Below are 22,635 nucleotides of genomic sequence, written 5' to 3'. Positions count from 1 at the left end.
GCCATGGTCTTCCATCTGGATCATCAGCTAGTCCAAGCGCTTTCTCCGCTGGCGGTTGCAGGGTATCTGCGCCAAAATGGCTGGGAAGCTTCTAATCCGTATGGTTCTTACGGACGGATTTTCCGTCGCATGAATGAGGCTGGTGAGAACGACGAAATTCTGATTTCAACTAGTCAGGAAGTAAGTGACTATGCTACCGTAATGAGTGTGTTTGTTAATGACTTGGCGGAAATTGAAGGTCGCCCTCCAAGCGAAGTGCTGGAAGATCTCACCCTTACCAGTTTCGATGTTGTGAAGCTGCGTGCTGCTGATGCCGATGATATCGGCTCAATATCGCTGGACACGAGTATCGATCTTCACCAGCAAGCTCGGGAGATTTTGATCGCGGCTGCAAACGTGGCGGCGGCACCACAACCAAGAGCGTACTGGCAAGGTAGACAATTTCAGCTAGTGAACGCTTACGCTGACTCTCTTAGAGTTGGGCAGACCCAAAGGGGTAGCTTCGTTGTACCTATCCTTTCACCTTGGCAATTTTCTATGCCGGCCGACAATAATCAACCCTTGCTGTCTTTCGAGCATCCATTTGGCCGCAGGTCCACACGGGTTCTGGCAGAGGCGCTTAAGGCAACCAGACAGGCAATCGATGCGGTGATGGTTGATGGCGTGAAGGTAGCCTTCTCGCGGGCGGTTAAGGCCGGTGTGAGTGCTAATCTCTGTCGTGCATTGGGGCGTATCGCATCCATTACGGATGGGGTGCACGTCTCGCTCCAATGGAGCACCACTAAACCCGAACGGTTAGTAGCTGATCTGCGTTTACATCGCGACGACGCATCGGTACTTCTCGAGGCGAGTCGTATAATGACCGAAATCAGCCCGATTCCCGACACAAAAATCACCGGCATCATTCAAGAGATAAAAAGCCGATTAGATGCTTGGGATGGGGTTGCGATAATTCTTGCCAATATTGATGGTGCCCTTCGAAAAGTGAGGGTTGGGTTTACCGATGAGCAAAGAGAGAGAGTTTTTGCTGCGGGTAACGAAAAATCCTACGTCTCTGTTTTTGGGGAATTGAAGATATCAGGGCGCCAAATGGAGTTGCTAAATTCCAGAGATTTCTTCGTCTATCCGATCGAAGAGGATGATGAAGATGCTTCTGAACAGGAGCATTGACTGACGTAATTCAGAAAACAACACACCTATTCTGATTGCTGTGGTTGAACTGTGCGTTGATAAGCTGCCCGCCAGCAAACAAAAACTAAAGGCGAAGAATAAATCTTTCGCATTAAACCTGCTGTGGCACGTATTTCAGGGGTCCGGGGACCAAAAGTCCCCGGCGGAGGGTGCGGGAGGCGGCGCCTCCCGCGGGCCACATTCCCTACGCCTGAGATTCTGCAGCCCCCGGCCTGACCCACCGCACCAACCCCGGCACCCCCACCCATTGCAGCGCCGCCGAGGCCACGACCATCAGCGCGACCACGGCCACCACCGCGTCCCGCGCGTGAAAGGGGTCTCCGCTGGGGGTGGTGGTGGGGAGGGCGAGGGCGATGGCGAGGGCCACGACGTTGCGGCCGGAGCCGCCGGCCATGAGGCATGCGGCCTTCCAGGAGGGGACGCAGCCCCCGGCCTCACACGGGACCGGTGGTGAGTTGGGGTGGGCCAGGGCGGCCCAGGAGAGCGTGAACTGGATGGCCCAGCAGAGGGTCATCAGCGCCGCCGCCGTGAGGGCGAGGGTGGCCCAGGGGAGGGACTGGGCGCCTTCCAGGGCTTCGGGCAGGGCGCGGCCCATGAGGAAGAAGAGGGCGCCGGTGAGCAGGGCGTCCAGCGCGCGCCAGAGGTCGTTGGTGACGCGGTGGGATTCTTCCGAGGCGATGGAGATGTTCGCGCCGTCCCTTGAGCGGATCCAGACGAGGGTGAGGCCGGCGGCGATGAGGGGGGCGATAGGGGAGGCGCTGACCGCTTCGCCCAGGGCGGCGGCGGCGAAGGGGGTGGCGAGGGAGAGGGCGGTTTCGGTGGCCGGGTTGTCCAGCCGCTTGCGGAGGGCGGCCATGGCGAGGCCGAGGGCGACGCCGGCGGCGCAGCCGATGGTGAGGTCGTAGATCAGGGTTTCGGCGATGGCGGCGAGGCCGGGGAAGGGGCCGCCGACGGATTTGGCCGTGAAGATGGAGAGGGAGACGCCGAGGAGGGGGGCGGAGGCGAGCTGGGCGGAGAGGGATTCGGTCAGCGCCGGGGGGAGGCGTTGGTGGAGGCCGGATTCGAGGAGGACGCGGGGTTCGGCCACCGCTGCCGCGACGCCGATGGCCATGCAGGCGACGGGGTCCAGGCCGGGCATCAGGAGGTGTGCGGCGTATCCGCAGGCGGCGGTGAGGGCGAGGGTCCAGGCCGCGCCCATGGCGACGCCGCGCCAGGCGGTGCGCTGGAGGAGGGTGGGGGAGAGGTTGGTGATGCCCGCGTAGAGCAGGGGCGGGAGGATGAGGCCGAGGAGGATGAGGGGGTCCACCCGGATTTCGGGGAGGGGGCCCGGGAGGAGGATGGAGGCCAGGCCGCCGGAGAACCAGGCGATGGAGGGGGGGATTTTCGTCAGGCGGGCCAGGGCGAGGAGGAGGGCGACCGCGACAATGGTGAGGGCGACGAAGCGGGTTTCGGCCAAGGTATGGGGTCCGTTCTGGCCTGGGGCGAACGGGGAAGGGGTGTGGTGGGTTTGGGTGTGGCGCGGGGATTACCCACGCGCTTGTCATGATCCGGCCGATGGCGCGGCGGTGCGCGTGCTGGAACCTTCCTGCTTCGGTGACCGTTCGATGACGCGAAGAATAAAGTTGCGGGAGTGACGTCCGTGATGCCGATGCTGGCGAGGCTGTTCCGGGACCTGGCTTTCTGGATGCGGACGCCGCCCTTGATGCGGCCCCTGTGGAGCGAGCGCTGGTAGCTGGCCGGACCTTGCCCCGGGGCGGGTGGCCCCGGGGTTTGCGTGTTCAGGCGGCAGGGGCCGGGGCTTTGCGGGCGCGTTCGCTTTCGGTTTTCAGCTGGCCGCAGGCGGCCATGATGTCCTTGCCGCGGGGGCGGCGGACGGGGGAGGCGTATCCTGCGTCGTTCAGGATGTTGGCGAAGCGTTCGATCTGGGCGCGCTTGCTGGTGGCGTAGGGGGAGCCCGGCCAGGGGTTGAAGGGGATGAGGTTCACCTTGGCGGGGAGGCCGTGGAGGAGGCGGACGAGTTCGCGGGCCTCGGCTTCCGAATCATTCACGCCGTCCAGCATCACGTATTCGAAGGTGATGCGGCGGGCGTTGGAGGCGCTGGGATAGCGGTGGCAGGCCGCCATCAGTTCCTTGATGGGGTATTTGCGGTTGAGCGGGACGATTTCGTCGCGCAGCTCATCCGTGACCGCGTGGAGGGAGACGGCGAGGTTGACGCCGAGCTCGGCGCCGGCGCGGTCCATCATCGGCACGACGCCGGAGGTGGAGAGGGTGATGCGGCGGCGGGAGAGGGCGATGCCCTCATGGTCCATGGCGATCTTCAGGGCGGTGGCGAGGTTTTCGTAGTTATAGAGGGGCTCGCCCATGCCCATGACGACGATGTTGGAGAGCAGGCGCGGGGCTTCGGATTGCGGGGTGGGCCATTCGCCGTAGCTGTCCCGCGCGGCCATGAACTGCCCGATGATTTCGCCGGCCGAGAGGTTGCGGACGAGCTTCTGGGTGCCGGTGTGGCAGAAGCGGCAGGAGAGGGTGCAGCCGACCTGGGTGGAGATGCAGACGGCGCCGCGGTCTTCCTCAGGGATGTAGACGGTTTCGACCTGCTGCTTGTCCCGCATCTGGAAGAGCCATTTGCGGGTTCCGTCGGTGCTGGTCTGTTCGGTGGTGATGCCGGGGCGGCCGATGGTGAAATGTTCGGCGAGCTTGGCCTGCATCGGCTTGGCGATGCTGGACATGGAAGTGAAGTCGCGGACGCCCTGGTGGTAGATCCAGTGCCAGATCTGCTTCGCGCGGAAGGGCTTTTCGCCGAACTCCACCACCGCCTGGGTCAGTTCTTCCCGCGACAGGCCGACGAGTTCGCGGCGGCCGTTCTCATCCACCTGCGCCGGGGGGGCGAAGAGGGCGGACTTGGCGAGGATGCGGGTGCGCTCGGCCTCCGTGAGGGAGTCGGCGGGGGCCAGGGCGATGGGGGTTCGGGCGTTCATGTTTTTCTGGGGCCTCAGCGGGCCGGGCACTCGCGCGAGATAGCCTCGTAGGCGGCGGTGAAGCCGGACAGGGAGAAGGTCTCGGTGGTGCTGCGGTTGTTGGCGGCGGGGGATTTGGCGACGGCTTCGCGGCCGGCCTTGAAGGCGGCGACGACGGCGCGGCCTTCGCGGGCGAAGGCGTTGTCGCCGGAGGTGAAGAAATCGAGTTCGGTGGTGCCGACTTCAACCTTCACCTCGGCATTGCGGGGGAAGGCGCGGCCGATCTGGAGGGCGACCTGGTCCCGACCCTGGGGGCGGTGGGTGATGGTGAGGAGGGCGTTCTGGCGGCCTTCCATGCGGGTGAAGGCGTAGCAGACCTTGTTGCGGCCTTCCTGGTGGGTGGCGGCCGTCCAGTCGTTGAAGGTACCGAGGCGCTGCGGGCGTTCGGACCCGCCCTGGGCCGGCTGCGCGCCGCGTTGCTGGGCGAGGGCCGGGGCTGTGACGAGGGAGAGGGCCGCGAGGACGAGGCCCTGGGCGGCGAAGGTCTTGCGGATCATGGCCCCGCAGATAGTCCTCCTGCGGGGCTCGCTTCAACCGCCATGGCGGCATGGCCGGGGCGTTTCCTTGCCGGGGGATGGGGAGGGGGCGCCAACGCGGGGCGCTGAGATGCGTTGAGTCCTCTCCACCAGTCCTGTTCGTGGAGGGAGAAAGAAGTGGCAGCTCCGCAGATCCGAGACACCGAGGCCGAGGGCCGGATCATTGTTTCCGGTCACCAGACCGATGTGGGCGATGCCCTGAGGACGCATGCGACGGAGCAGGCGCGGCGTCTTTCGGCCAAGTATTTCGACGGCGCCGAGGACATCACGATCACCTTCTCTCCCGGAGGGAAGGGGGCGGGGTTCGGCTGCAATGTGCGTGTTCATGCCGCGAAGGGGTTGTTCTTCGACGGGCATGGGGAGCATTCGCGCAACGCCTATACGGCCTTCGCCTCGGCACTGGAGCGCGTGGCGAAGCAGCTGCGCCGCCAGAAGCGGGTGATGCGCGAGGACAAGCCGGTGAATGCGACGAAGGAGGGGCTGTTCTAGGCGGCGTTGTCCCCTGGAGGTCGCCGCCTTTTCCGGCGGCGGTACCCGGGCGTAGGGCGCCCGGGGTGGCTGCGATCATCTGATCTGTCGGCTTCGGTTGCCTGATTGCGATCCGGTGCAGCATGGGCGTGGACCATCCATGCCCATGCCGGATGGTGCGCATCCGGAGGGGTGGTGGGCCTCGCCCGAGATGTTTCCCGCGGCAAGAGGTTCGGCATCGTTCTCCGGGAGGGATCCGGGGATACGGTCGGTTGGGAGCCGAAACAGTCTTTATCACGAAAATGTGAGGTGCTACCGTCCCATGCGACGCGATGCCCCGATTCGAGACGGTCCGGGCTGAGACGGCAGCGGATCTGCAGGAGGATCGGATGGCACTTACCAGGAGTTTTTTCTACTTTCTGTCTCTGGCTGAGGGCGGGCAATACCAAGCATCTGACCCCTACCTTATTAGTTCAACCTTGACCACAAACGGAACGGCCGAAAACGCGATACTTGGTGATCAAGTTAACGAAACTTTCAGCGTGGACGGCATATCTCTTGCGTCATTTTCGGATCCTTTGGCTTATCTCGGTACGAATGACATTGATCAGACCGCCGTGATAGGTAAGCTTTCAGATGGTCGGATCGTTCTTTTCAGTAACGATGCCGGGATTGGGAATTATTATTTATCGATTCGTGCGCCAAATCTTGAAAAAGAGCAAAACCAGTACGACTTCGAGAATGACCGTCCGATCAACGTGACCTGCTTTGCCCTAGGTACGCGGGTGCTTACCGCGCGGGGCGAGGTGCCTGTGGAGGCGCTTTCCGCTGGGGATCTGGTGGCGACCTTCTCCGGGCAGGGGGCGGCGCTGAAGCCGGTGGCCTGGATCGGACGGCGGCGGGTGGATGTGGCGCGGCATCCGGAGCCGCACCGTGTGCGGCCGATCCGCATCCGGGCCGGGGCGCTGGCCGAGGGCGTGCCGCACCGGGACCTGGTGGTTTCGCCGGAGCATGCGCTGTTCCTGGACGGGGCGCTGGTGCATGCGAAGACGCTGGTGAACGGGGCCACCATCCTGCAGGAGGCCTGGGATGCCGTGACCTACCTGCATATCGACCTGGGCTGCCATGACGTGGTGCTGGCCGAGGGGGCGCTGGCCGAGAGCTACCTGAACGATGACGGGCGGGCGAGCTTCGACAATGCGGCGTCCTCGCCGGTGGTGGCGCTGCGGCCGGGCGGGGCGCCGGTGCTGCCTCCCTATGAGCCCTGTGCGCGGTTCCTTCGGCCGGGCGCCGAGGACAATGCGGCGCTGCTGGCGATCGCGGCGAAGCTGATGGCGCGGGCCGAGGCGCTGGGCTGGCGCTGCACGCGCGAGCCGGAGCTGCAGCTTCTGGATGGGCGCGCGGTGCTGCCGGAGCAGGAGGGCGGCGTGTATCGCTTCGCCGTGCCGGCGGGGGTGGCGAGCCTGCGCCTGGTTTCGCGCAAGGGACGGCCTTTCGGGACGCTTCCGGGTTCGACCGATGGGCGCTGGCTGGGCGTGCAGCTGCAGGGGCTGGGCTTCGCCATGGCCGGTGGCGCCGAGACGGCCGTGCCGCTGGACCATGCGGGGCTGGCGGAGGGGTGGTCGCATCCTGAGCGGCGGGGCGATGCGGTGCGGCGCTGGACGACCGGGGATGCGGAGATGGCGCCGGCCCTGGCGGGGCTTTGCGCGGCCGGCGGCACGCTGCGGGTGCGGATAGCCCAGGCCGGGGCGTTCTGGGAGCGGGCGACGGAAGAGGTGGCCGGGCTGGCGGCGACCGGCTGAGGACGGCGCCGGCACCGGGAGGCACGGCCAAGGGTTGTGCCGGGCCCGTCGCGGCGTTCCGTGGCGGGCCATGCCGCTGGTTGCAGGCGGTGGCCTGGGCGGGGCGGCGGGGCTAGAGGCCTGCCCTTGGCCGCCCGCCGCGGGCGGCCATGCGGCGTGGATGGTGCATGGCGAGGATCCGGCGTTCCAGCGAGAGTGACCTGCCCTTTCTGCTGGCGATCTGGCGCGGGGCGGTGCGGGCCACGCATGGCTTCCTGAGCCCCGCGGATTTCTTCCGGATCGAGCGGCTGGTGGCGGAGGACTACCTGCCGCGAGGCGGGTTCTGGGTGGCGGCGGATGACGGGAACCGGCCGCTCGGCTTCATGGGCATGACGGGGGCGCATGTGGATGCGCTGTTCGTCGATCCCGCCTTCCACGGGCAGGGGATCGGGCGGTTGCTGCTGGGGCAAGCGCTGGAGGAAGCGGGTCCCGTGACGGTGGATGTGAATGAGCAGAACGGGGAAGCCCTGGGCTTTTACCGGAGGATGGGCTTCAGGCCCTTCGGGCGTTCCGAAACGGATGGGGAAGGGCGGCCCTATCCGCTGCTGCATCTGTGGATGGACGGCCCGGCCCATCAGGGATAGCGGCCGCGCTCCATGATCTCGAGCGTGTAGTCGCGGTAGGTCATGCCCAGTTCCTCCGCCCGGGCGAGGCGGCGAAGGGCGATTTCGCGGGGCGGGGTTTTCCAGGCCTTCCGGTGCGCCTTGCGCCAGGCAAAGAGGCGCCAGGAGGCGCCGGGGTCCTCTTCCAGGGGTGGGCCGCCATTATGGCCGGTGCCGGGCTGCATGGGCTGGTCCCTCGCGGTGGCGGGGCTGGGACAAGCAAGGATGGGGCCGGGGCGCATCTTCCGATTCCGGCGCCGGCCCCCTATTCCCCGGAGCATGACGGACGCCACCGACGCCCAGCTCGCCGCCCAGTACGAGGCGCTTCCCTATCCGGCCCGCGATCCGCGGGACGAGGCGAAGCGGTTGGTGGTGGGGAGTCCTTCGCATCTGGCGGAGGTGGATCACTGGGTTTTCGGGGCACGGCGGGCGGCGGAGCTTCCGCTGCGGGCGCTGGTGGCCGGGGGCGGCACCGGGGATGGGGCCATCATGCTGGCGCAGCAGATGGCCTGGGCCGGGCGACCGGGCGAGGTGGTGTGGCTGGATCGCTCGGGCGCGGCGCGGAAGGTGGCGGAGGCGCGGGCGGCGGCGCGGGGGCTGGAGAATATCCGCTTCGTGGAGGGCTCGATCCTCGACCTGCCGGATCTCGGGCGCTTCGACTACGTGGATTGCTGCGGGGTGCTGCACCACCTGCCCGATCCGCTGGCAGGGCTGAGGAATCTTTCCTCCGTGCTGGCGCCGGGGGGCGGCATGGGGATCATGGTCTATGCGCCGCATGGGCGCACGGGCGTGTACATGCTGCAGGACGCGCTGCGGATGATCGCCCCGCCCGGGGAGGCGCCGGCGGCGCGGGTGGACCTGGCCAAGCGGGTGATGCGGCACCTGCCGGAGACGGCCTGGCTGCGGAAGAACCCCTGGATCTCGGACCACCTGCCCCTGCCGCAGGGCGGAGGGGATTCCGGCCTGTATGACCTGCTGCTGAACCCGCGGGATGTCGCCTTCACCGTGCCGCAGCTGGATGCGCTGGTGCGGGACGCCGGGATGCGGATTTCCTGCCTGGTGGAGCCGGTGCGCTACGATCCGGACTTCCTGCTGCCGGACCCGAAGCTGCGGGCGCGGACGGCCGGGATGGGCCTGGTGGAGCGGGCGGCGCTGGCGGAGGCGCTGGCGGGGAACATGGGCATCCACATCGCCTATCTGGCGCGGGCGGAGGAGCCGGAGCTGCGGGCGGACTGGGGGGATGCCTCGGCCGTGCCGCTGCTGCGGGGCGGGGATGGGGCGAGCTGGGCCAGGGGGATCCGGGGCGGAAGCCTGCCGATCACCTATGACGGGCTGCGGATCAACCTGCCCGTGCCGCCGCTGTCGGCGGCGATCCTGGCCCGGATCGACGGGAAGCGGAGCCTGGGCGAGGTGGCCCGGGCGGTGGAGGAGGGCGGCGCGGCGCCGGCCGCGGTGGCGCGGGACATGGCGGCGCTCTGCGCGGCGATGGAGAAGGTGAACCGGCTGCTTCTCACCGCGCCGCGCGGGCCATGAGCTCCGCGATCGTCATTTTCGGGGCGGCGGTGCGGCCGGATTCGCGGCCGAGCGAGACCATGCGCCGCCGCGTGACGGCGGCGGTGGAGCTGGGGGAGATGCTGGGGGACACGCCGATCTTTGTTCCCACGGGCGGGGTGGGGCGGCATGGGCCGGCCGAATCGGCCGTGATGGCGAAGCTGCTGCGGGACTGGGGGATCGATCCCGCGCGGATCCTGGAGGAGCCGACGGGGGTGGATACGCTCTCCTCTGCCCGCGCCGTGGCCGCGCTGCTGCGGGGGCGAGTGGAGCGGGTGCACCCGGTTTCCTCGGGCTACCACCTGCCGCGCTGCGCGATGCTGCTGCGGCTATGCGGGCTGCGGACGGGCAAGGGGCGGGCGGCGCGGCCCGGGCCTGGATTCGCGGAGTGGCGCTGGCGGCTGAGGGAGGTGCCGGCGCTGCCCTATGACGCGGTGCTGGCGGTGTGGCACCGGGCCTTGCGGAAGGGGTGAGGCATGCCCGCGGGGAGGGGTTTGCCCTTCCCCGTGGTGAAGGGCCCCCGGACCGCGCCTATGCGGCCGGGACAGGCGGCCCCGGGTGGCCGCGGCATGGCGGGCGAGGCGGAGCGGTGCCTCGCCCGGGGAGAGCCTCAGCTCTCCTCGTCGTCGTTGGTCTCGACGCCGATTTCCTCGCCGAGATCCTCGTCCTCGTCCAGGTCGTCCGTGTCCTCGGCCACGTCCGCGTCGGCGTCATCCACCTCCACGTCGTCCACATCGGCTCCTTCCACGGCGGCGGGGCGCTTGCGGACCTTCTCCTCCGGCAGGGGGGCGGCGGCGCGGCGGGTGCGTGGCTGCTCGGCCGGCTGTTCCGTGCCGCATTTGGGGCAGGCGGCCGGGGACTTGTTCAGATCGTAGAAGCGGGCACCGCAGGCGACGCAGGTCCGCTTGAGGCCGAGTTCGGCAAGGGCCATCAGGGAAGCCTCGGATGGGTCCGGGCGGGCCGCGGACCGGGGTGTGCGAAAGGGCGGCGCCGATTGCCACGCGTGCCCCGGCGTGTCAAACGCGGGGCCGGTTTTTTCCAGCGCAAGTGGCGTCAATGCCCCATCTTTCCGAGCACCCCGCCCCGATGCGCGCCGCTTCCCCGGAAAGGGGCTTGCGGGGGCGGCTGACCGTTCCCGGGGACAAATCCGTTTCTCACCGCGCGCTGATGTTCGGGGCGCTGGCGGTGGGGACCACCGAGATCACCGGGCTGCTGGAGGGTGAGGACGTGCTGCGCACGGCCGCCGCCATGCGGGCCCTGGGCGCCGAGGTGGAGCGGGTGGGCGAGGGGCACTGGCGGGTTGCCGGGCGCGGCGTGGGCGGGCTGGTGGAGCCGGCCGATGTGCTGGACATGGGCAATTCGGGCACGGCGGCGCGGCTGATCTGCGGGTTGCTGGCGGGGCATCCGATCTTCGCCGTGCTGACGGGGGACGCTTCCCTGCGGAAGCGGCCGATGAAGCGGGTGACGGAGCCGCTTTCGGCGACGGGGGCGCGGTTCTCGGGCCGTTCGGGCGGGCGGTTGCCGCTGGCGGTGGAGGGGGCGGCCGATCCGATGCCGCTGGATTACGTGGTGCCCGTTCCCTCGGCCCAGGTGAAGTCGGCGGTGCTGCTGGCCGGGCTTTGCGCGCGGGGCATCACGCGGGTGGAGGAGCGGGAGGCCACCCGCGACCACACGGAGAACATGCTGCGGCATTTCGGCGCGGTGGTGCGGGTTGAGGCCGATGGGAACCGGCGGGTGATCGAGCTGGAAGGGCAGCCGGAGCTGCGGGCGGCGCCGGTGGTGGTGCCGGCCGATCCGTCCTCGGCCGCTTTTCCGCTGGTGGCGGCCCTGCTGGTGCCGGGAAGCGAGGTGACCGTGCAGGGGGTGGGGCTGAACCCGCTGCGGACCGGGCTGTTCACCACGTTGCGGGAGATGGGGGCCGATTTCTCCGTCTCGGGCGAGCGGGTGGAGGGTGGCGAGGCGGTGGGCGACCTGACGGCCCGTTTCTCCGCGCTGCGGGGCGTGGATGTGCCGGGGGACCGGGCGCCTTCGATGATCGACGAGTATCCGGTGCTGGCGGTGGCCGCGGCCTATGCGCGCGGGGTTAGCCGGTTCCGGGGACTGGCGGAGCTGCGGGTGAAGGAGAGCGACCGGCTGGCCGCGACCGTGGCGCTGCTGGCGGCCAATGGCGTGCGGGCCGAGGTGGAGGGGGATGACTTGATCATCGCCCGCGATGGCGCGCCGGTGCCGGGCGGCGGGGTGGTGGAGACGCATATGGACCATCGGATCGCCATGTCCGCCCTGGTGATGGGCTTGGCTTCCGAGCGGCCCGTGGCGGTGGACGACACGGGCTTCATCGACACCTCCTTCCCGGGCTTCGTCTCCATGATGAACGGGATGGCCGGGGAGGGCGTGATCGCCCCCGCGGAGGAGCTGGCATGAGCGCGACCTCGCCCGATGCGGCGACCCCGGAGGCGCTGACGGCGCCGGTGGTGATCGCCGTGGACGGGCCGGCGGCGGCGGGCAAGGGCACGCTGGCGCGGCGCCTGGCGGCGGAGCTGGGGCTGCCCTACCTGGATACGGGGCTGCTCTACCGGGCGGTCGCGCGGCGGGTGCTGCTGGCGGGCGGGCTGCCGACCGATCCGGCGGCAGCCGAGGCGGCGGCGCGGAACCTGCTGGCCGAGGACCTGCAGCGGGGGGACCTGCGCGGGCCGGATGTGGACCAGGGGGCGAGCCAGGTGGCGGCGCAGCCGCCGGTGCGGGCGGCGCTGCTGGACTTCCAGCGCAGCTTCGCGGCCCGGCATGGCGGGGTGATGGATGGGCGCGACATCGGCACGGTGGTGTGCCCGGATGCGCGGGTGAAGCTGTTCGTCACGGCATCGCCGGAGGCGCGGGCCCGGCGCCGCTGGCTGGAGCGGCAGGCGAAGGGGGAGGCCATCCCGCTGGAGGAGGTGGCCGCGGAGATGGCGGTGCGGGACGCGCGGGATGCGGCGCGGGACGTGGCGCCGATGAAGCCGGCGGATGACGCGGTGCTGCTGGACACGACCGAGCTGGACGCCGAGGCGGCGTACCGTTCCGCCTGGACGCTGGTGCAGGCGAAGCTGGAGGTCTGAGGGCTTCCGGCGGTGCCGCAGGACGTGCTGCCCCTGGAGGTGCCGCCGGACTGGGACGATGCGCTGGGGCGGATCGCGCAGGGTGCGTTCCGGCGGGTGATGGTGCTGGGCCCGGCCGATGCGGGGAAGAGCAGCTTTTGCGGGCTGCTGCTGGAGCGGGCGGCCGCGCCGGGCCTGGCGCTGCTGGATCTCGACCCCGGGCAGAAGCAGGTGGGCCCGCCGGGCTGCGTGACGCTGGGGCGGCCGGCGCCGGGTGGCGGGCTGGCGCTGGCGGGGCTGGCCTATCTGGATGCGCTGGAGCCGCTGGCGGGCTGGGAAAGGCTGATGCGGGGCGGCGCGCGGCTGGCGGATGGGGCCGGGGCGGGGCTGCTGGCGATCAACACATGCGGGTTGCTGCGCGGGCCCGGGCGGCGGCTGAAGCGGGCGGTGATCTCGGCGCTGCGGCCGGACCTGTTGGTGGCGATCGGGGATGACCGGGCGATGGACGCCGTGCTGGCCGACCATGCCGCCCTGCCGGCGGTGAGGCTGGCGCGGCCGGGGCTGGCGCGGCGGAAGGGCGAGGGGGAGCGGCGGGCGCTGCGGCGCGCGGCCTTCCAGGCCTATTTCGAGGGGGCGCCGGCCTGGACCCTGCCGCTTCAGGGGCTTTGGACGGAGGGCGGGGCCCATCCGCCGGCCGGGCGGCTGGTGGCGCTGGCGGATGGGGGTGGGGCGGACTTGGCGCTGGGGCTTTCCGGCGGGCTGGACGGGGCGGGGGGCCTGGTCCTGCGCGCGCCGCGGCCAGGGGGTGTGGTGGCCGGGCTGCGCTGGGGCGGGCTGGGGCTGGATGCGGCGTGGTCGGCCCACCGCGAATCATGAAAGGCTTGCCATTCCGGGGGATCGGGGAGTAAAGGCACCCTCGCGGCCGAGGGCTCATGCTCCCGGCCGCGTACCCATATGCTGGGTGCATCCCCCCATCGGCCCGGAGCTCCGGGCAAGACGTGCCATCCCGGCCAGCCTTGGAAAGGGCGGCGAGAAGGGGGTGGGGCGCAGGACCCTAGGCTGGCGCCTCTCGTGCCGGCCATCCAGGAACAGATCGCTACATGGCTTCTGCCACCACCCTCGACCGGGATTCGTCCACCATGGGCGCCGGCGGCGAGGATTTCGCCTCCCTTCTCGACGCCACGCTGGGCGCTGACACCGGTTTCGCCGGCTCGGTCGTCACGGGCAAGGTGATCCGCATCGATGACGACGTCGCGGTCGTCGATGTCGGCCTCAAGAGCGAGGGGCGCGTGCCCCTTCGCGAGTTCGCTCCCCAGGGCCAGAAGCCCGAGGTGAAGCCGGGCGACCTGGTCGAGCTCTTCGTTGAGCGCTACGAGGACCGTGACGGCTCCATCGTGCTGTCGCGCGAGAAGGCGCGGCGCGAGGAGGCCTGGACCAACCTCGAGAAGCAGTTCCAGGCCGGCGTGCGCGTGAACGGCGTGATCTTCGGCCGCGTGAAGGGTGGCTTCACCGTCGACCTCGGCGGCGCGGTCGCGTTCCTTCCGGGTTCGCAGGTCGATATCCGCCCGGTGCGCGATGTCGGTCCGCTCATGGGCTCCCCGCAGCCCTTCCAGATTCTCAAGATGGACCGCGCCCGCGGCAACATCGTCGTGTCCCGCCGCGCGGTGCTCGAGGAGACCCGGGCCGAGCAGCGCTCCGAGCTGATCCAGGGCCTGAAGGAGGGCATGGTCCTCGACGGCGTGGTCAAGAACATCACCGACTACGGTGCGTTCGTGGACCTGGGCGGCGTCGATGGCCTGCTGCATGTCACGGACATCGCCTGGCGCCGCATCAACCACCCGAGCGAGGCCCTGACCATCGGCCAGCCGGTGAAGGTGCAGGTGATCCGCTTCAACCCGGAGACCCAGCGCATCAGCCTCGGCATGAAGCAGCTGATGGCCGATCCGTGGGAGGGCGTGGCCGCCAAGTACCCGGTGAACGGCAAGTTCTCGGGCCGCGTGACGAACATCACCGACTACGGCGCCTTCGTGGAGCTGGAGCCGGGCGTCGAGGGCCTGGTGCACGTTTCCGAGATGTCCTGGACGAAGAAGAACGTCCATCCGGGCAAGATCGTCGCCACCTCCCAGGAGGTCGAGGTGCTGATCCTGGACGTGGACGAGCCGAAGCGCCGCATCTCGCTTGGCCTGAAGCAGGCCCAGGGCAATCCCTGGGAGGTCTTCATGGAGCAGAACCCGCCCGGCACCGTTGTCGAGGGCGAGATCCGCAACATCACCGAGTTCGGGCTTTTCGTCGGCCTGGCCCCGGAGATCGACGGCATGGTCCACATGTCCGACCTCTCCTGGGATCTGGCCCCCGAGCAGGCGATGGCCAACTACAACAAGGGCGACATGGTGAAGGCCAAGGTCCTTGATGTGGACATCGAGAAGGAGCGCATCTCCCTCGGCATCAAGCAGCTCGAGGCCGACCCGGCCGCCGAGGTGCTGGACAAGGTGCGCAAGGGCGATGTCGTGACCTGCGTCGTCACCAAGGTCGAGAGCAACGGCATCGAGGTGAAGGTGGACGAGGTCCTCACGGGCTTCATCCGCCGCGCCGAGCTGGCGCGCGACCGCAACGACCAGCGCCCCGAGAAGTTCGCGATCGGCGAGAAGGTCGATGCGAAGGTGACGGCCGTGGACCGCGCCGCCCGCCGCCTGGCCCTGACCATCAAGGGCAAGGAGATCGAGGAGGAGCGCGAGGCCGTGAAGGAGTTCGGCACCTCCGACAGCGGTGCCTCGCTGGGCGACATCCTCGGTGCGGCGATCCGTCGCCGGAACCTGTCCAGCGACGAGTGATCCTCGCGCCGCGAGCGATCGAATGGAGGGCCGCCCCGGTTGGGGCGGCCCTTTTTCGTTGGAGATGACGCGATGAGGCGCTTCGGGGTTCTGCTGCTGCTGGCCGGGCTGCTGGCCGGGCTGCTGCCGGTGCAGGGCGCGCGGGCGCAGCCGCTTTCGATCGGGCCGGCGCAGCTGGGGCCGCCGGGGAGCGGCGCCGTGGCGGAACTGCACCTTCCGGATGGGCCGGGCCCCTTTCCCGCCGTGGTGCTGCTGCACGGGTGCTCGGGGATCACGCCCAACATGGCGCGCTGGGCGGCGCGGCTGACCCGGTGAGGCTATGCCGCGCTGGTGCTGGACAGCTTCGGGCCGCGCGGCGTGGAGAACCTGTGCGGCGAGGCCGGGCGCGTGCCGCCTGCCCTGCGGGCCGGGGACGCGCTATCGGCCGCCGCCCATCTGCGGGGCCGGCCGGAGATCGATGGAAGGCGGGTTTCGGCCATCGGCTTCTCGCATGGGGGCAGCGCGGCGCTGGCCGCCGCCCTGCCAGGGCAGGTGCAGCGGAGCGGGGCGGAGCCCTTCGCCTCGGTGGTTGCTTTCTATCCCTGGTGCCCGGCCGGTGGCTCGCCCCTGGCGAGCCCGGTGCTGGTGCTGATCGGGGATGCGGATGACTGGACGCCGGCGGAGCGCTGCGAGCGGCTGCGCGATGCGTGGCGCCCGGCCTTCGGGCGCCTGGCGCTGCATGTCTATCCCGGTGCCACCCATGCCTTCGACGCGCCGGGGCGGGAGCGGATCTATTTCGGGCACAGGCTGCGGCATGATCCTGCCGCGACGGAGGATGCGGCGGAGCGGGTCCGGCGGTTCCTGGGAGGGTGAGAGGTGGCCCGCGGGTGGAGCGTTGCTCCCCCTTGCATCCCCTCGCCGGGCCGCCCCTCGATGACGTGACCTGGCTGGTAGCGGCATGACCGCTCCCGGGCGACCATCGCCTCCTCTTTGGCCATCGGGTTCGGCCTGAGGGGAAGCCTGGCAGCCAGTCGGGCCTTCCAGCGTTGGTCCTGACGCGGCCGATTGTAACGGGCCGCGAAGGCGCCATCCCTCCCGCCAGGGCAGGGGTGCCAGCAGCAGGGACCGTGATGCCCGACCTCGACAGGATGGTGAAACGGCAGCAGGTCCTCGCGGATTTCGGCGAACTCGCCCTTTGCTCCCTGGACCTGGACAGGATCCTGGCCGAGGCCTGCCGGCTGGTGGGAGACGCGCTCGGAACCGGGCGCGCCAAGCTCCTCGAGATCCTGCACGCCGAAGGGCAGTTGCTCGTCCGGGCCGGGGTTGGCTGGGATCCCGGCATTGTCGGCAGGCTGCGGATGCCCATGGAGGAGCACAGCTCGGAGACCTTCGCCATCGCGGCCGGCGAGCCGGTGATCTCGCGGGACATCGGCAAAGAGGATCGCTTCGACGTCCCGCCCTTCATGAGGGAGGCGGGCGTGGTCGCGCTGGTGAACGTGCCGATTTTCCTGCCGGGCGGGCGGGCCTTCGGGCTGCTGCAGGTGGACGACACCAGGCCGCGCGACTTCGGCGAGGACGAGATCCAGTTCCTGCGCACCTACGCCAACATCCTCGGCCCGGTTATTGACCGTCTCCTCCTGGCGCGGACGCTGCAATCGACAGAGGAGCGGTTCCGCCTGATGGTGGAATCCGCTCTCGACTACGCCATTTTCCTTGCCGACCCGCAGGACCGGATCACCGACTGGCTGCCCGGGGCACAGGCCGTCTTCGGCTGGACGGCGGAGGAGGTGGGCGGCCAGCCCGCCGCGATCACCTTCACGCCTGAGGACCGGGCGAGCGGCCAGGACAGGTGGGAGACCGAGACGGCCCGCAAGGAGGGCGTGGCCCCGAATATCCGCTGGCACATCCGCAAGGATGGCAGCCGCGTCTTCATCGAGGGGTCAACCCGTGCCCTCCGTGATCCGGACGGCACCCTCATGGGCTTCCTCAAGATCGGACAGGACGTCACCGCGCGGCGTGACGGCGAGGAGCGCCTCCGCGAGAGCGAGGAGCGGTTCCGGCAGTTCAGCGAGGCCTCCTCGGACCTCATCTGGGTCCGCAACGCCGGGAGCATGGAGTTAGAGTATCTCAGCCCGGCCTTCGAGACGATCTATGGGGGGAGCCGGGAGGCGGTCCTGAAGGGCGGCACGGTCCAGCGCTGGGCGGAGCTGGTCCACCCCGAGGACCGGGAGCGGGCGCTTTCCATGATCTACCGGGTCCGGGCCGGTGAGCGGGTCATGAACGCCTTTCGCATCATCCGGCCCTCCGATGGCGAGACCCGCTGGATCGAGAACACGGATTTTCCGCTGTTCGACAACAAGGGCCGGGTGCAGCGCATCGCCGGGCTCGCCAAGGACGTGACCGAGGCGCGGATGAGCTCCGCCCGGCTGCAGGTTCTGGTCGAGGAGCTCCAGCACCGGAGCCGCAACCTTATCGGTGTCATTACCTCCGTCGCCTCGAGGACCCTGGGCGAGGAAGGGGGCGCCGCGGACTTCCAGGCGCGGCTGCAGGCCCTCAGCCGGGCGCAGGGCCTGCTCAGCCAGTTCGGCAGTGATACGGCCGAGGTCGGGGCGCTGGTCCGGGGGGAGTTGGAGGCCCATACGGAGGTCCGCCCGCCCAAGGTGGCGGTTTCCGGCCCGAGAGTGCTCCTGACGGCCCGGCAGGTGCAGAACTTCTCCCTCGCCCTGCATGAGCTGACCACCAACGCCGTGAAATACGGGGCCCTGCGGGATGAGGCCGGGCAGCTCTCCGTCACCTGGGCGGTGGACTGGGACGAGAAGGGGCAGCGCCGCCTGACCCTGGACTGGATCGAGAGCGGGGTTGACCTGCAGCCCGACAGGATCACCCGGCGCGGCTACGGCCGGCAGCTGATCGAGAAGGCGCTTGCCTATGCGCTCCGGGCCAGGACGGAGTTCGTGCTGGGGGAGGATGGCGTGCGATGCCGCATCCAGCTTCCTCTGGAGTGATCCAGTTTGTGGTGCTCCCCGGGAAAAGCTGCGACGCCCCTCCTCCTGTTCCTGGATCCGCATCATGAAGACCGAACGCTGATGTCCAATGCCGCAGGACCATTGGCCGGCCGCCGCATCCTCGTCGTCGAGGATGAGTACTTCATCGCGGAAGCGATGGAGGAATGGCTGATCGGGGCGGGTGTGGAGGTCGTCGGGCCTGTGCCCGGCGTCGAGCAGGCGCTCAGGCTGATTGGCGAGCCAGGGAAGGTTCTGGACGGGGCGGTGCTGGACGTGAATCTGGGCCGCGGCGAGACAGCCTACGCTATCGCGGACAGGCTGAACGAGCGCGGCGTGCCCTATCTCTTCGCCACCGGCGATGTTCGCATCACCGATGCTCCCGAGCACCGGAGGCGCCTGCGCCTGGAGAAGCCCCTGACGAGGCAGCAGCTGATCAGGCAGGTCGAGAGGCTCCTGGCTGGCTCGCCGGGGCATTCGGACTGACGATGCCGGCTGCGGGTGGGCGGTGAGCACGGCCCATTGCGCCCGGGCCTGCGCCGCCCCAGGCGGGTTCTTGTTGTTCAGGCTGCGACGGGAGCCCCTGGGCAGGATGGGTCCGGGGTGGCGGTTGCCGCCCGGGTAGAAGGGGGGGGCAAGTCCTCCTGCCGAGGGGTGGCTCGACAGACCGGGGCCAGACGGCGTCTGATCCGGGTATGCAAAGCAAGCCCCGCATCGCGATCCTCGGCCTCCATCTGGAAGTGAATGCCTTTTCGCCGCTGACGACGCGGCGGGATTTCGAGGCGCAATCCTGGGTGGAGGGGGAGGCGATCACGGAGCAGTCCCGGGCGGCGGTTTCGGCGTTGCCGGGGGAGTTCCCGGGTTTCTACGCGCGGATGGATGCGACGGGGCCCTGGGAGCCGGTGCCGCTGATCGTTCTTGCGGCGCCGCCGGGCGGGATGATGGAGCCCGGGTTGTTTCCGGAATTCCTGGCCATCGCGCGGCGGCGGCTGGAGGCGGCGGGGCCGGTGGATGCCGTCTATGTCGGTTCCCACGGGGCGAGCCGGTCGGTGGAGGAAGAGGATACCGACGGCGCGGTGCTGGCCATGCTGCGGGATGTGGTGGGGCCGGATGTGCCGGTGGTGGGCACGCTGGACCTGCACTGCAATGTCTCGGACCGGCAGGCGGAGCTGGCGGACCTGCTGATCGCCTATCGGACCAACCCGCATGTGGACATGCGGGAGCGGGCGATGGATGCGGCGGATGCGATCCGCGCGCGGCTGGGGGGCGAGGCCCGGTTCGAGACGCATTTCATCCGGCTGCCGATGGTGGCGCCGAGCGTGACGCTGCTGAGCAGCGGGGACCTGCCCTATGCGCAGGCGATCCGGGAGGCGGCGCGGCTGCGGGAGGGGGATGGGGATCTGGTGGAGGTATCGGTCACCGGGGGCTTCGTGTATTCGGATATCCGGAAATGCGGGCTCTGCGTCTGGGCCTCCGCGCGGGCCGGGCAGGGGGCGAAGGCGCGGGTGGCGGCAGAGGCGATCGCCGCGCGGCTCTGGGCCGGGCGGGAGCGGTTCCGGCGGGTGCTGGTGCCGCTGGAGGATGCGGTGGCCGAGGCGGTGGCGACGGGGGAGGATGCGGGCCGGCCGCGGCTGATCCTGGCGGATGTGGCGGATAATCCGGGCGGGGGCGGGGGCGGGAACACCTCTGCCCTGCTGGCGGCGCTGCACCGGACGGGGGCGCGGGGCGTGGTGCTGGGCGTCTTCGTGGACCCGGCGCTGGCGGCCGAGTGCCATGCGGCGGGCGAGGGGGCGCGGATCGAGGCCGTGTTCAACCGCGAGCCCTCGGCCTTCGCGGAGACCTTCCGGGCCGGCGCGGTGATCCGGCGGCTTTCCGACGGGCATGGGGTGGGGCGCCGGGGGACGCTGGCCGGGCGTGCCTTCCAGCTGGGGGCGGCGGCCCTGCTGGAGCTGGACGGGAGCGGGGTGCTCGTCGTCCTGGGTTCGCTGCGGCGGCAGTTCCTGGAGCCGGCCATGGCGGAGATCATGGGGGTGGATCTCGGCGCGGCGCGGACGATCGTGGTGAAGTCCCGCGGGCATTTCAGGGCCGGGTTCGACGAATTGGCGACCGATGACCGCATCCTGGAGGTGGATGGGCCGGGGCTGGTGAGCCCGGTGCTGTCCCGCTTCACGTTCAACGGGCTGGCACGGCCGGTCTTTCCATTGGACGAAGGGGCGGAATGGGCGGCGGCAGGGGTGGCTTGACCCGGCCGGGGTGCGACCCGACTTTCCACGGCAGCCCCCTTTTCGGGATACGGAACAGATGAGCGAGAACACCAAGGCCGTCAGCGATGACAGCTTCAAGACCGATGTGCTGGAGGCCCAGGGCCCCGTGCTGGTCGATTTCTGGGCGGAGTGGTGCGGCCCGTGCCGCATGGTCGGGCCGATCCTGGACGAGATCGGCAAGGACTATGCGGGCAAGCTGACCGTCGCGAAGGTCAACATCGACGAGAACCCGATGACGCCGAACCAGTATGCGGTGCGCGGCATCCCCACCATGATCCTGTTCAAGGACGGCAAGCCCGTGGACACGAAGGTGGGCGCCATGCCGCGCGGCCAGCTTCGGGCCTGGGTGGACCAGGCGATCGGGGGCTGACCGGCTTGCGGGCCGCGCGGGTTCTCGGCCTTCTGCTGGGCCTGGGGTTGGCGGGATGCGCCGCCCCCGTGGCCTCGCAGGAGGTGGTGCGGAGCGAGCGGGCGGATTTCCGGGTGGCGGAGTTCGCGACGGGGCTGGAGCGGCCCTGGGGCGCGGCCTTCCTGCCGGATGGGCGCCTGCTGGTGACGGAACGGCCCGGGCGGCTACGCATCATCGGCCGGGACGGGGCGGTTTCGGCCCCCGTGCCCGGCGTGCCGGATGTGGTGGCGCAGGGGCAGGGCGGGCTGCTGGACGTGGCCCTGGCACCGGACTTCGCCTCCACGCGGCAGGTTTATTTTTGCCTGGCGGGCGCCGCTGAAGGCGGGGCGCTGACACGGCTGGTGAGCGCCAGCTTCTCGGCCGACATGGCGCGGCTGGAGCGGGTGCGGACGCTGCTGGATGCGACCCCGGCGCAGTCCTCCGGGCGGAACCATTATGGCTGCCGGATCGTCTTCGGGCGGGACGGGAAGCTCTATCTCTCCACCGGTGACCGCTACAGCGACAAGGAGCGGGCGCAGCGGCTGGGGGACCTGGCCGGGAAGGTGCTGCGGCTGGAGCGGGACGGGCGGCCGGCGGAGGGGAATCCCTTCATCGGGCGGCAGGGCGCGCGGCCGGAGATCTTCACCTATGGGCACCGGAACCCGCAGGGGCTGGCGCTGAACCCGGCCACGGGCTCGATGATCGAGATCGAGTTCGGCGCGCGGGGCGGGGACGAGGTGAACCTGCTGCGGGCCGGGGCGAATTACGGCTGGCCCATCGTGTCCTACGGCACCGATTACGATGGCAGCCCGATCGGGACGGGGCGGGCCACCGCGCCGGGGATCGAGGAGCCGCTGCGGCACTGGACGCCGGCCATCAGTCCATCGGGCGGGAATTTCTATGCGGGCGATGCCTTTCCGGGATGGCGGGGGAGCCTGTTCCTGGCGGCGCTGCGGCCTTCCGGGCTGGTGCGGCTGACCATGGATGGGGACCGCGTGGTGGGGGAGGAGCGGCTGCTCTGGAACCGGACGCGCTTCCGCCAGGTGCTGCCGGGGCCGGACGGGATGCTCTACATCCTCACGGATGAGGCGCAGGGGCGCGTGCTGCGGCTGGAGCCGGCGGGTTGAGCGAGCTGCTTGAACTCTCGGCGCCCCTGCCGGGTGGTGGGGCGCAGCCGCTTTCGGATTACCGGGGCAAGGTGCTGCTGGTGGTGAACACGGCCAGCCGCTGCGGCTTCACGCCGCAATATGCCGGGCTGGAAGCGCTGCAGAAGCGATATGGCGAGCGGGGCTTCCAGGTGCTGGCCTTTCCCTGCAACCAGTTCGGGAAGCAGGAGCCGGGCGACGCGGCGGAGATCGCGAATTTCTGCACCACGAAGTACGACGTGACCTTCCCTGTCTTCGCGAAGGTCGAGGTGAACGGCGCCGGGGCCGACCCGGTGTTCCGGCACCTGAAAAAGGCGGCGCCGGGAGCGCTGGGGACCGAGGCGGTGAAGTGGAACTTCACCAAGTTCCTGGTGGACCGCGAGGGACGGGTGGTGGCGCGCTACGCGCCGGCCACGGCACCGGAAAGGCTGGCCGGGGATATCGAGCGGCTGCTCCAGGGGTGATGGGGGCGCGCTTGGGCTGATCTTGAGGGGGCGGTTTGTCCCGGGGAGAGGAAGAAGGAATTCTTCCTCTCCCCGGACCCCTCACCATCATCTTTTTCTATCAATGGAGAGGTTCGGCTGACGGTGCGCCTCGGGTCCATGACCCGAGGCGACTGCAGGGGCAGGATGAGACCCCAGAAACCCCTGCTTGCATCGTATCCGCGGCAGCCAGACGGGGTTCCAAGGGCCTCAGGCCCTTGGCGGGTGAGGTCCGGAGAGGGCAGAGCCCTCTCCGGCAACTGGCAG

23 protein-coding genes are annotated in these 22,635 nt (G+C 69.6%); 18 read left to right on the top strand and 5 right to left on the bottom strand.

Features of this window, described 5'->3' with window-relative positions; translation table 11 throughout:
• The first annotated feature begins 3 nt into the window (after window positions 1-3).
• Window positions 4-1,170, top strand: a complete 1,167-nt coding sequence (locus J8J14_RS07600) for a hypothetical protein (protein ID WP_209378877.1) — start codon at window positions 4-6, stop codon at window positions 1,168-1,170.
• A gap of 205 nt (window positions 1,171-1,375) precedes the next feature.
• On the opposite strand, the gene J8J14_RS07595 is transcribed toward J8J14_RS07600, so the two are convergent.
• The 3 genes from J8J14_RS07595 to J8J14_RS07585 all read right to left on the bottom strand — a co-directional run bounded on the left by J8J14_RS07595 (window position 1,376) and on the right by J8J14_RS07585 (window position 4,705).
• Complete coding sequence (locus tag J8J14_RS07595; protein WP_209378876.1) at window positions 1,376-2,647, bottom strand: cation:proton antiporter domain-containing protein; 1,272 nt, start codon at window positions 2,645-2,647, stop codon at window positions 1,376-1,378.
• A gap of 322 nt (window positions 2,648-2,969) precedes the next feature.
• Window positions 2,970-4,169, bottom strand: coding sequence for a 23S rRNA (adenine(2503)-C(2))-methyltransferase RlmN (gene rlmN / locus J8J14_RS07590; protein WP_209378875.1), 1,200 nt, complete (start codon window positions 4,167-4,169; stop codon window positions 2,970-2,972).
• A gap of 14 nt (window positions 4,170-4,183) precedes the next feature.
• Window positions 4,184-4,705: an invasion associated locus B family protein gene (locus J8J14_RS07585; protein ID WP_209378874.1), complete on the bottom strand. Its 522-nt coding sequence runs from the start codon at window positions 4,703-4,705 to the stop codon at window positions 4,184-4,186.
• 156 nt (window positions 4,706-4,861) lie between these two features.
• Between J8J14_RS07585 and J8J14_RS07580 the strand changes: the two genes are divergently transcribed.
• The 3 genes from J8J14_RS07580 to J8J14_RS07570 all read left to right on the top strand — a co-directional run bounded on the left by J8J14_RS07580 (window position 4,862) and on the right by J8J14_RS07570 (window position 7,637).
• Window positions 4,862-5,233, top strand: a complete 372-nt coding sequence (locus J8J14_RS07580; RefSeq protein ID WP_209378873.1) for an HPF/RaiA family ribosome-associated protein — start codon at window positions 4,862-4,864, stop codon at window positions 5,231-5,233.
• A 311-nt stretch (window positions 5,234-5,544) separates the two neighbouring features.
• Window positions 5,545-7,014, top strand: a complete 1,470-nt coding sequence (locus J8J14_RS07575) for a Hint domain-containing protein (RefSeq protein WP_342452409.1) — start codon at window positions 5,545-5,547, stop codon at window positions 7,012-7,014.
• 167 nt (window positions 7,015-7,181) lie between these two features.
• Window positions 7,182-7,637: an acetyltransferase gene (locus J8J14_RS07570; protein WP_209378871.1), complete on the top strand. Its 456-nt coding sequence runs from the start codon at window positions 7,182-7,184 to the stop codon at window positions 7,635-7,637.
• Here J8J14_RS07570 and J8J14_RS07565 read toward each other — a convergent pair.
• Window positions 7,628-7,840, bottom strand: a complete 213-nt coding sequence (locus tag J8J14_RS07565) for a hypothetical protein (protein WP_209378870.1) — start codon at window positions 7,838-7,840, stop codon at window positions 7,628-7,630. The genes J8J14_RS07570 and J8J14_RS07565 overlap by 10 nt on opposite strands.
• 94 nt (window positions 7,841-7,934) lie before the next feature.
• Here J8J14_RS07565 and J8J14_RS07560 point away from each other — a divergent pair, with 94 nt between their 5' ends.
• Complete coding sequence (locus J8J14_RS07560; RefSeq protein WP_209378869.1) at window positions 7,935-9,188, top strand: class I SAM-dependent methyltransferase; 1,254 nt, start codon at window positions 7,935-7,937, stop codon at window positions 9,186-9,188.
• Window positions 9,185-9,679, top strand: coding sequence for a YdcF family protein (locus tag J8J14_RS07555; protein WP_209378868.1), 495 nt, complete (start codon window positions 9,185-9,187; stop codon window positions 9,677-9,679). The genes J8J14_RS07560 and J8J14_RS07555 overlap by 4 nt, the downstream gene beginning before the upstream one ends.
• 137 nt (window positions 9,680-9,816) lie before the next feature.
• Here J8J14_RS07555 and J8J14_RS07550 read toward each other — a convergent pair whose 3' ends face one another.
• Entirely contained in the window at window positions 9,817-10,137 is a 321-nt protein-coding gene (locus tag J8J14_RS07550; protein ID WP_209378867.1) for a TIGR02300 family protein, read from the bottom strand.
• Between the two features lie 155 nt (window positions 10,138-10,292).
• Between J8J14_RS07550 and aroA the strand changes: the two genes are divergently transcribed.
• The 12 genes from aroA to J8J14_RS07490 all read left to right on the top strand — a co-directional run bounded on the left by aroA (window position 10,293) and on the right by J8J14_RS07490 (window position 22,350).
• Window positions 10,293-11,627, top strand: a complete 1,335-nt coding sequence (aroA, locus tag J8J14_RS07545) for a 3-phosphoshikimate 1-carboxyvinyltransferase (protein WP_209378866.1) — start codon at window positions 10,293-10,295, stop codon at window positions 11,625-11,627.
• Window positions 11,624-12,298 carry a (d)CMP kinase gene (locus tag J8J14_RS07540; protein ID WP_209378865.1) on the top strand — a complete coding sequence of 225 codons (675 nt, stop codon included), beginning with the start codon at window positions 11,624-11,626 and terminating at the stop codon, window positions 12,296-12,298. Before aroA ends, J8J14_RS07540 begins: the two co-directional genes overlap by 4 nt.
• A gap of 12 nt (window positions 12,299-12,310) precedes the next feature.
• The gene (locus J8J14_RS24915; RefSeq protein ID WP_209378864.1) at window positions 12,311-13,153 is read left to right on the top strand and encodes a Clp1/GlmU family protein; all 843 of its coding nucleotides are present in this window, start codon (window positions 12,311-12,313) and stop codon (window positions 13,151-13,153) included.
• 224 nt (window positions 13,154-13,377) lie between these two features.
• A complete protein-coding gene (rpsA, locus tag J8J14_RS07530; RefSeq protein ID WP_209378863.1) occupies window positions 13,378-15,108 on the top strand; it encodes a 30S ribosomal protein S1 in 1,731 nt (576 codons plus the stop codon).
• Window positions 15,109-15,180: 72 nt separating this feature from the next.
• Window positions 15,181-15,423, top strand: coding sequence for a hypothetical protein (locus J8J14_RS07525; protein ID WP_209378862.1), 243 nt, complete (start codon window positions 15,181-15,183; stop codon window positions 15,421-15,423).
• A 15-nt stretch (window positions 15,424-15,438) separates the two neighbouring features.
• Window positions 15,439-15,960 (top strand): dienelactone hydrolase family protein, encoded by a 522-nt coding sequence (locus J8J14_RS07520; protein WP_209378861.1) that lies wholly within the window; start codon window positions 15,439-15,441, stop codon window positions 15,958-15,960.
• Window positions 15,961-16,217: 257 nt separating this feature from the next.
• Window positions 16,218-18,092 (top strand): PAS domain S-box protein, encoded by a 1,875-nt coding sequence (locus tag J8J14_RS07515; protein WP_209378860.1) that lies wholly within the window; start codon window positions 16,218-16,220, stop codon window positions 18,090-18,092.
• 81 nt (window positions 18,093-18,173) lie between these two features.
• Entirely contained in the window at window positions 18,174-18,575 is a 402-nt protein-coding gene (locus J8J14_RS07510; RefSeq protein WP_209378859.1) for a response regulator, read from the top strand.
• A gap of 209 nt (window positions 18,576-18,784) precedes the next feature.
• Entirely contained in the window at window positions 18,785-20,332 is a 1,548-nt protein-coding gene (locus tag J8J14_RS07505; RefSeq protein WP_209378858.1) for a M81 family metallopeptidase, read from the top strand.
• Window positions 20,333-20,390: 58 nt separating this feature from the next.
• Window positions 20,391-20,723, top strand: a complete 333-nt coding sequence (gene trxA / locus J8J14_RS07500; RefSeq protein ID WP_209378857.1) for a thioredoxin TrxA — start codon at window positions 20,391-20,393, stop codon at window positions 20,721-20,723.
• 68 nt (window positions 20,724-20,791) lie between these two features.
• Window positions 20,792-21,868 carry a PQQ-dependent sugar dehydrogenase gene (locus tag J8J14_RS07495; RefSeq protein ID WP_342452408.1) on the top strand — a complete coding sequence of 359 codons (1,077 nt, stop codon included), beginning with the start codon at window positions 20,792-20,794 and terminating at the stop codon, window positions 21,866-21,868.
• 5 nt (window positions 21,869-21,873) lie between these two features.
• The gene (locus J8J14_RS07490; RefSeq protein ID WP_209379073.1) at window positions 21,874-22,350 is read left to right on the top strand and encodes a glutathione peroxidase; all 477 of its coding nucleotides are present in this window, start codon (window positions 21,874-21,876) and stop codon (window positions 22,348-22,350) included.
• Window positions 22,351-22,635 lie beyond the last annotated feature (285 nt).

The organism is Pararoseomonas baculiformis (assembly GCF_017813395.1).
Lineage (GTDB): Bacteria > Pseudomonadota > Alphaproteobacteria > Acetobacterales > Acetobacteraceae > Roseomonas > Roseomonas baculiformis.
The sequence above is the reverse complement of the archived record's forward strand: the minus strand, read 5'-3'. Positions and strand labels throughout refer to the sequence as shown.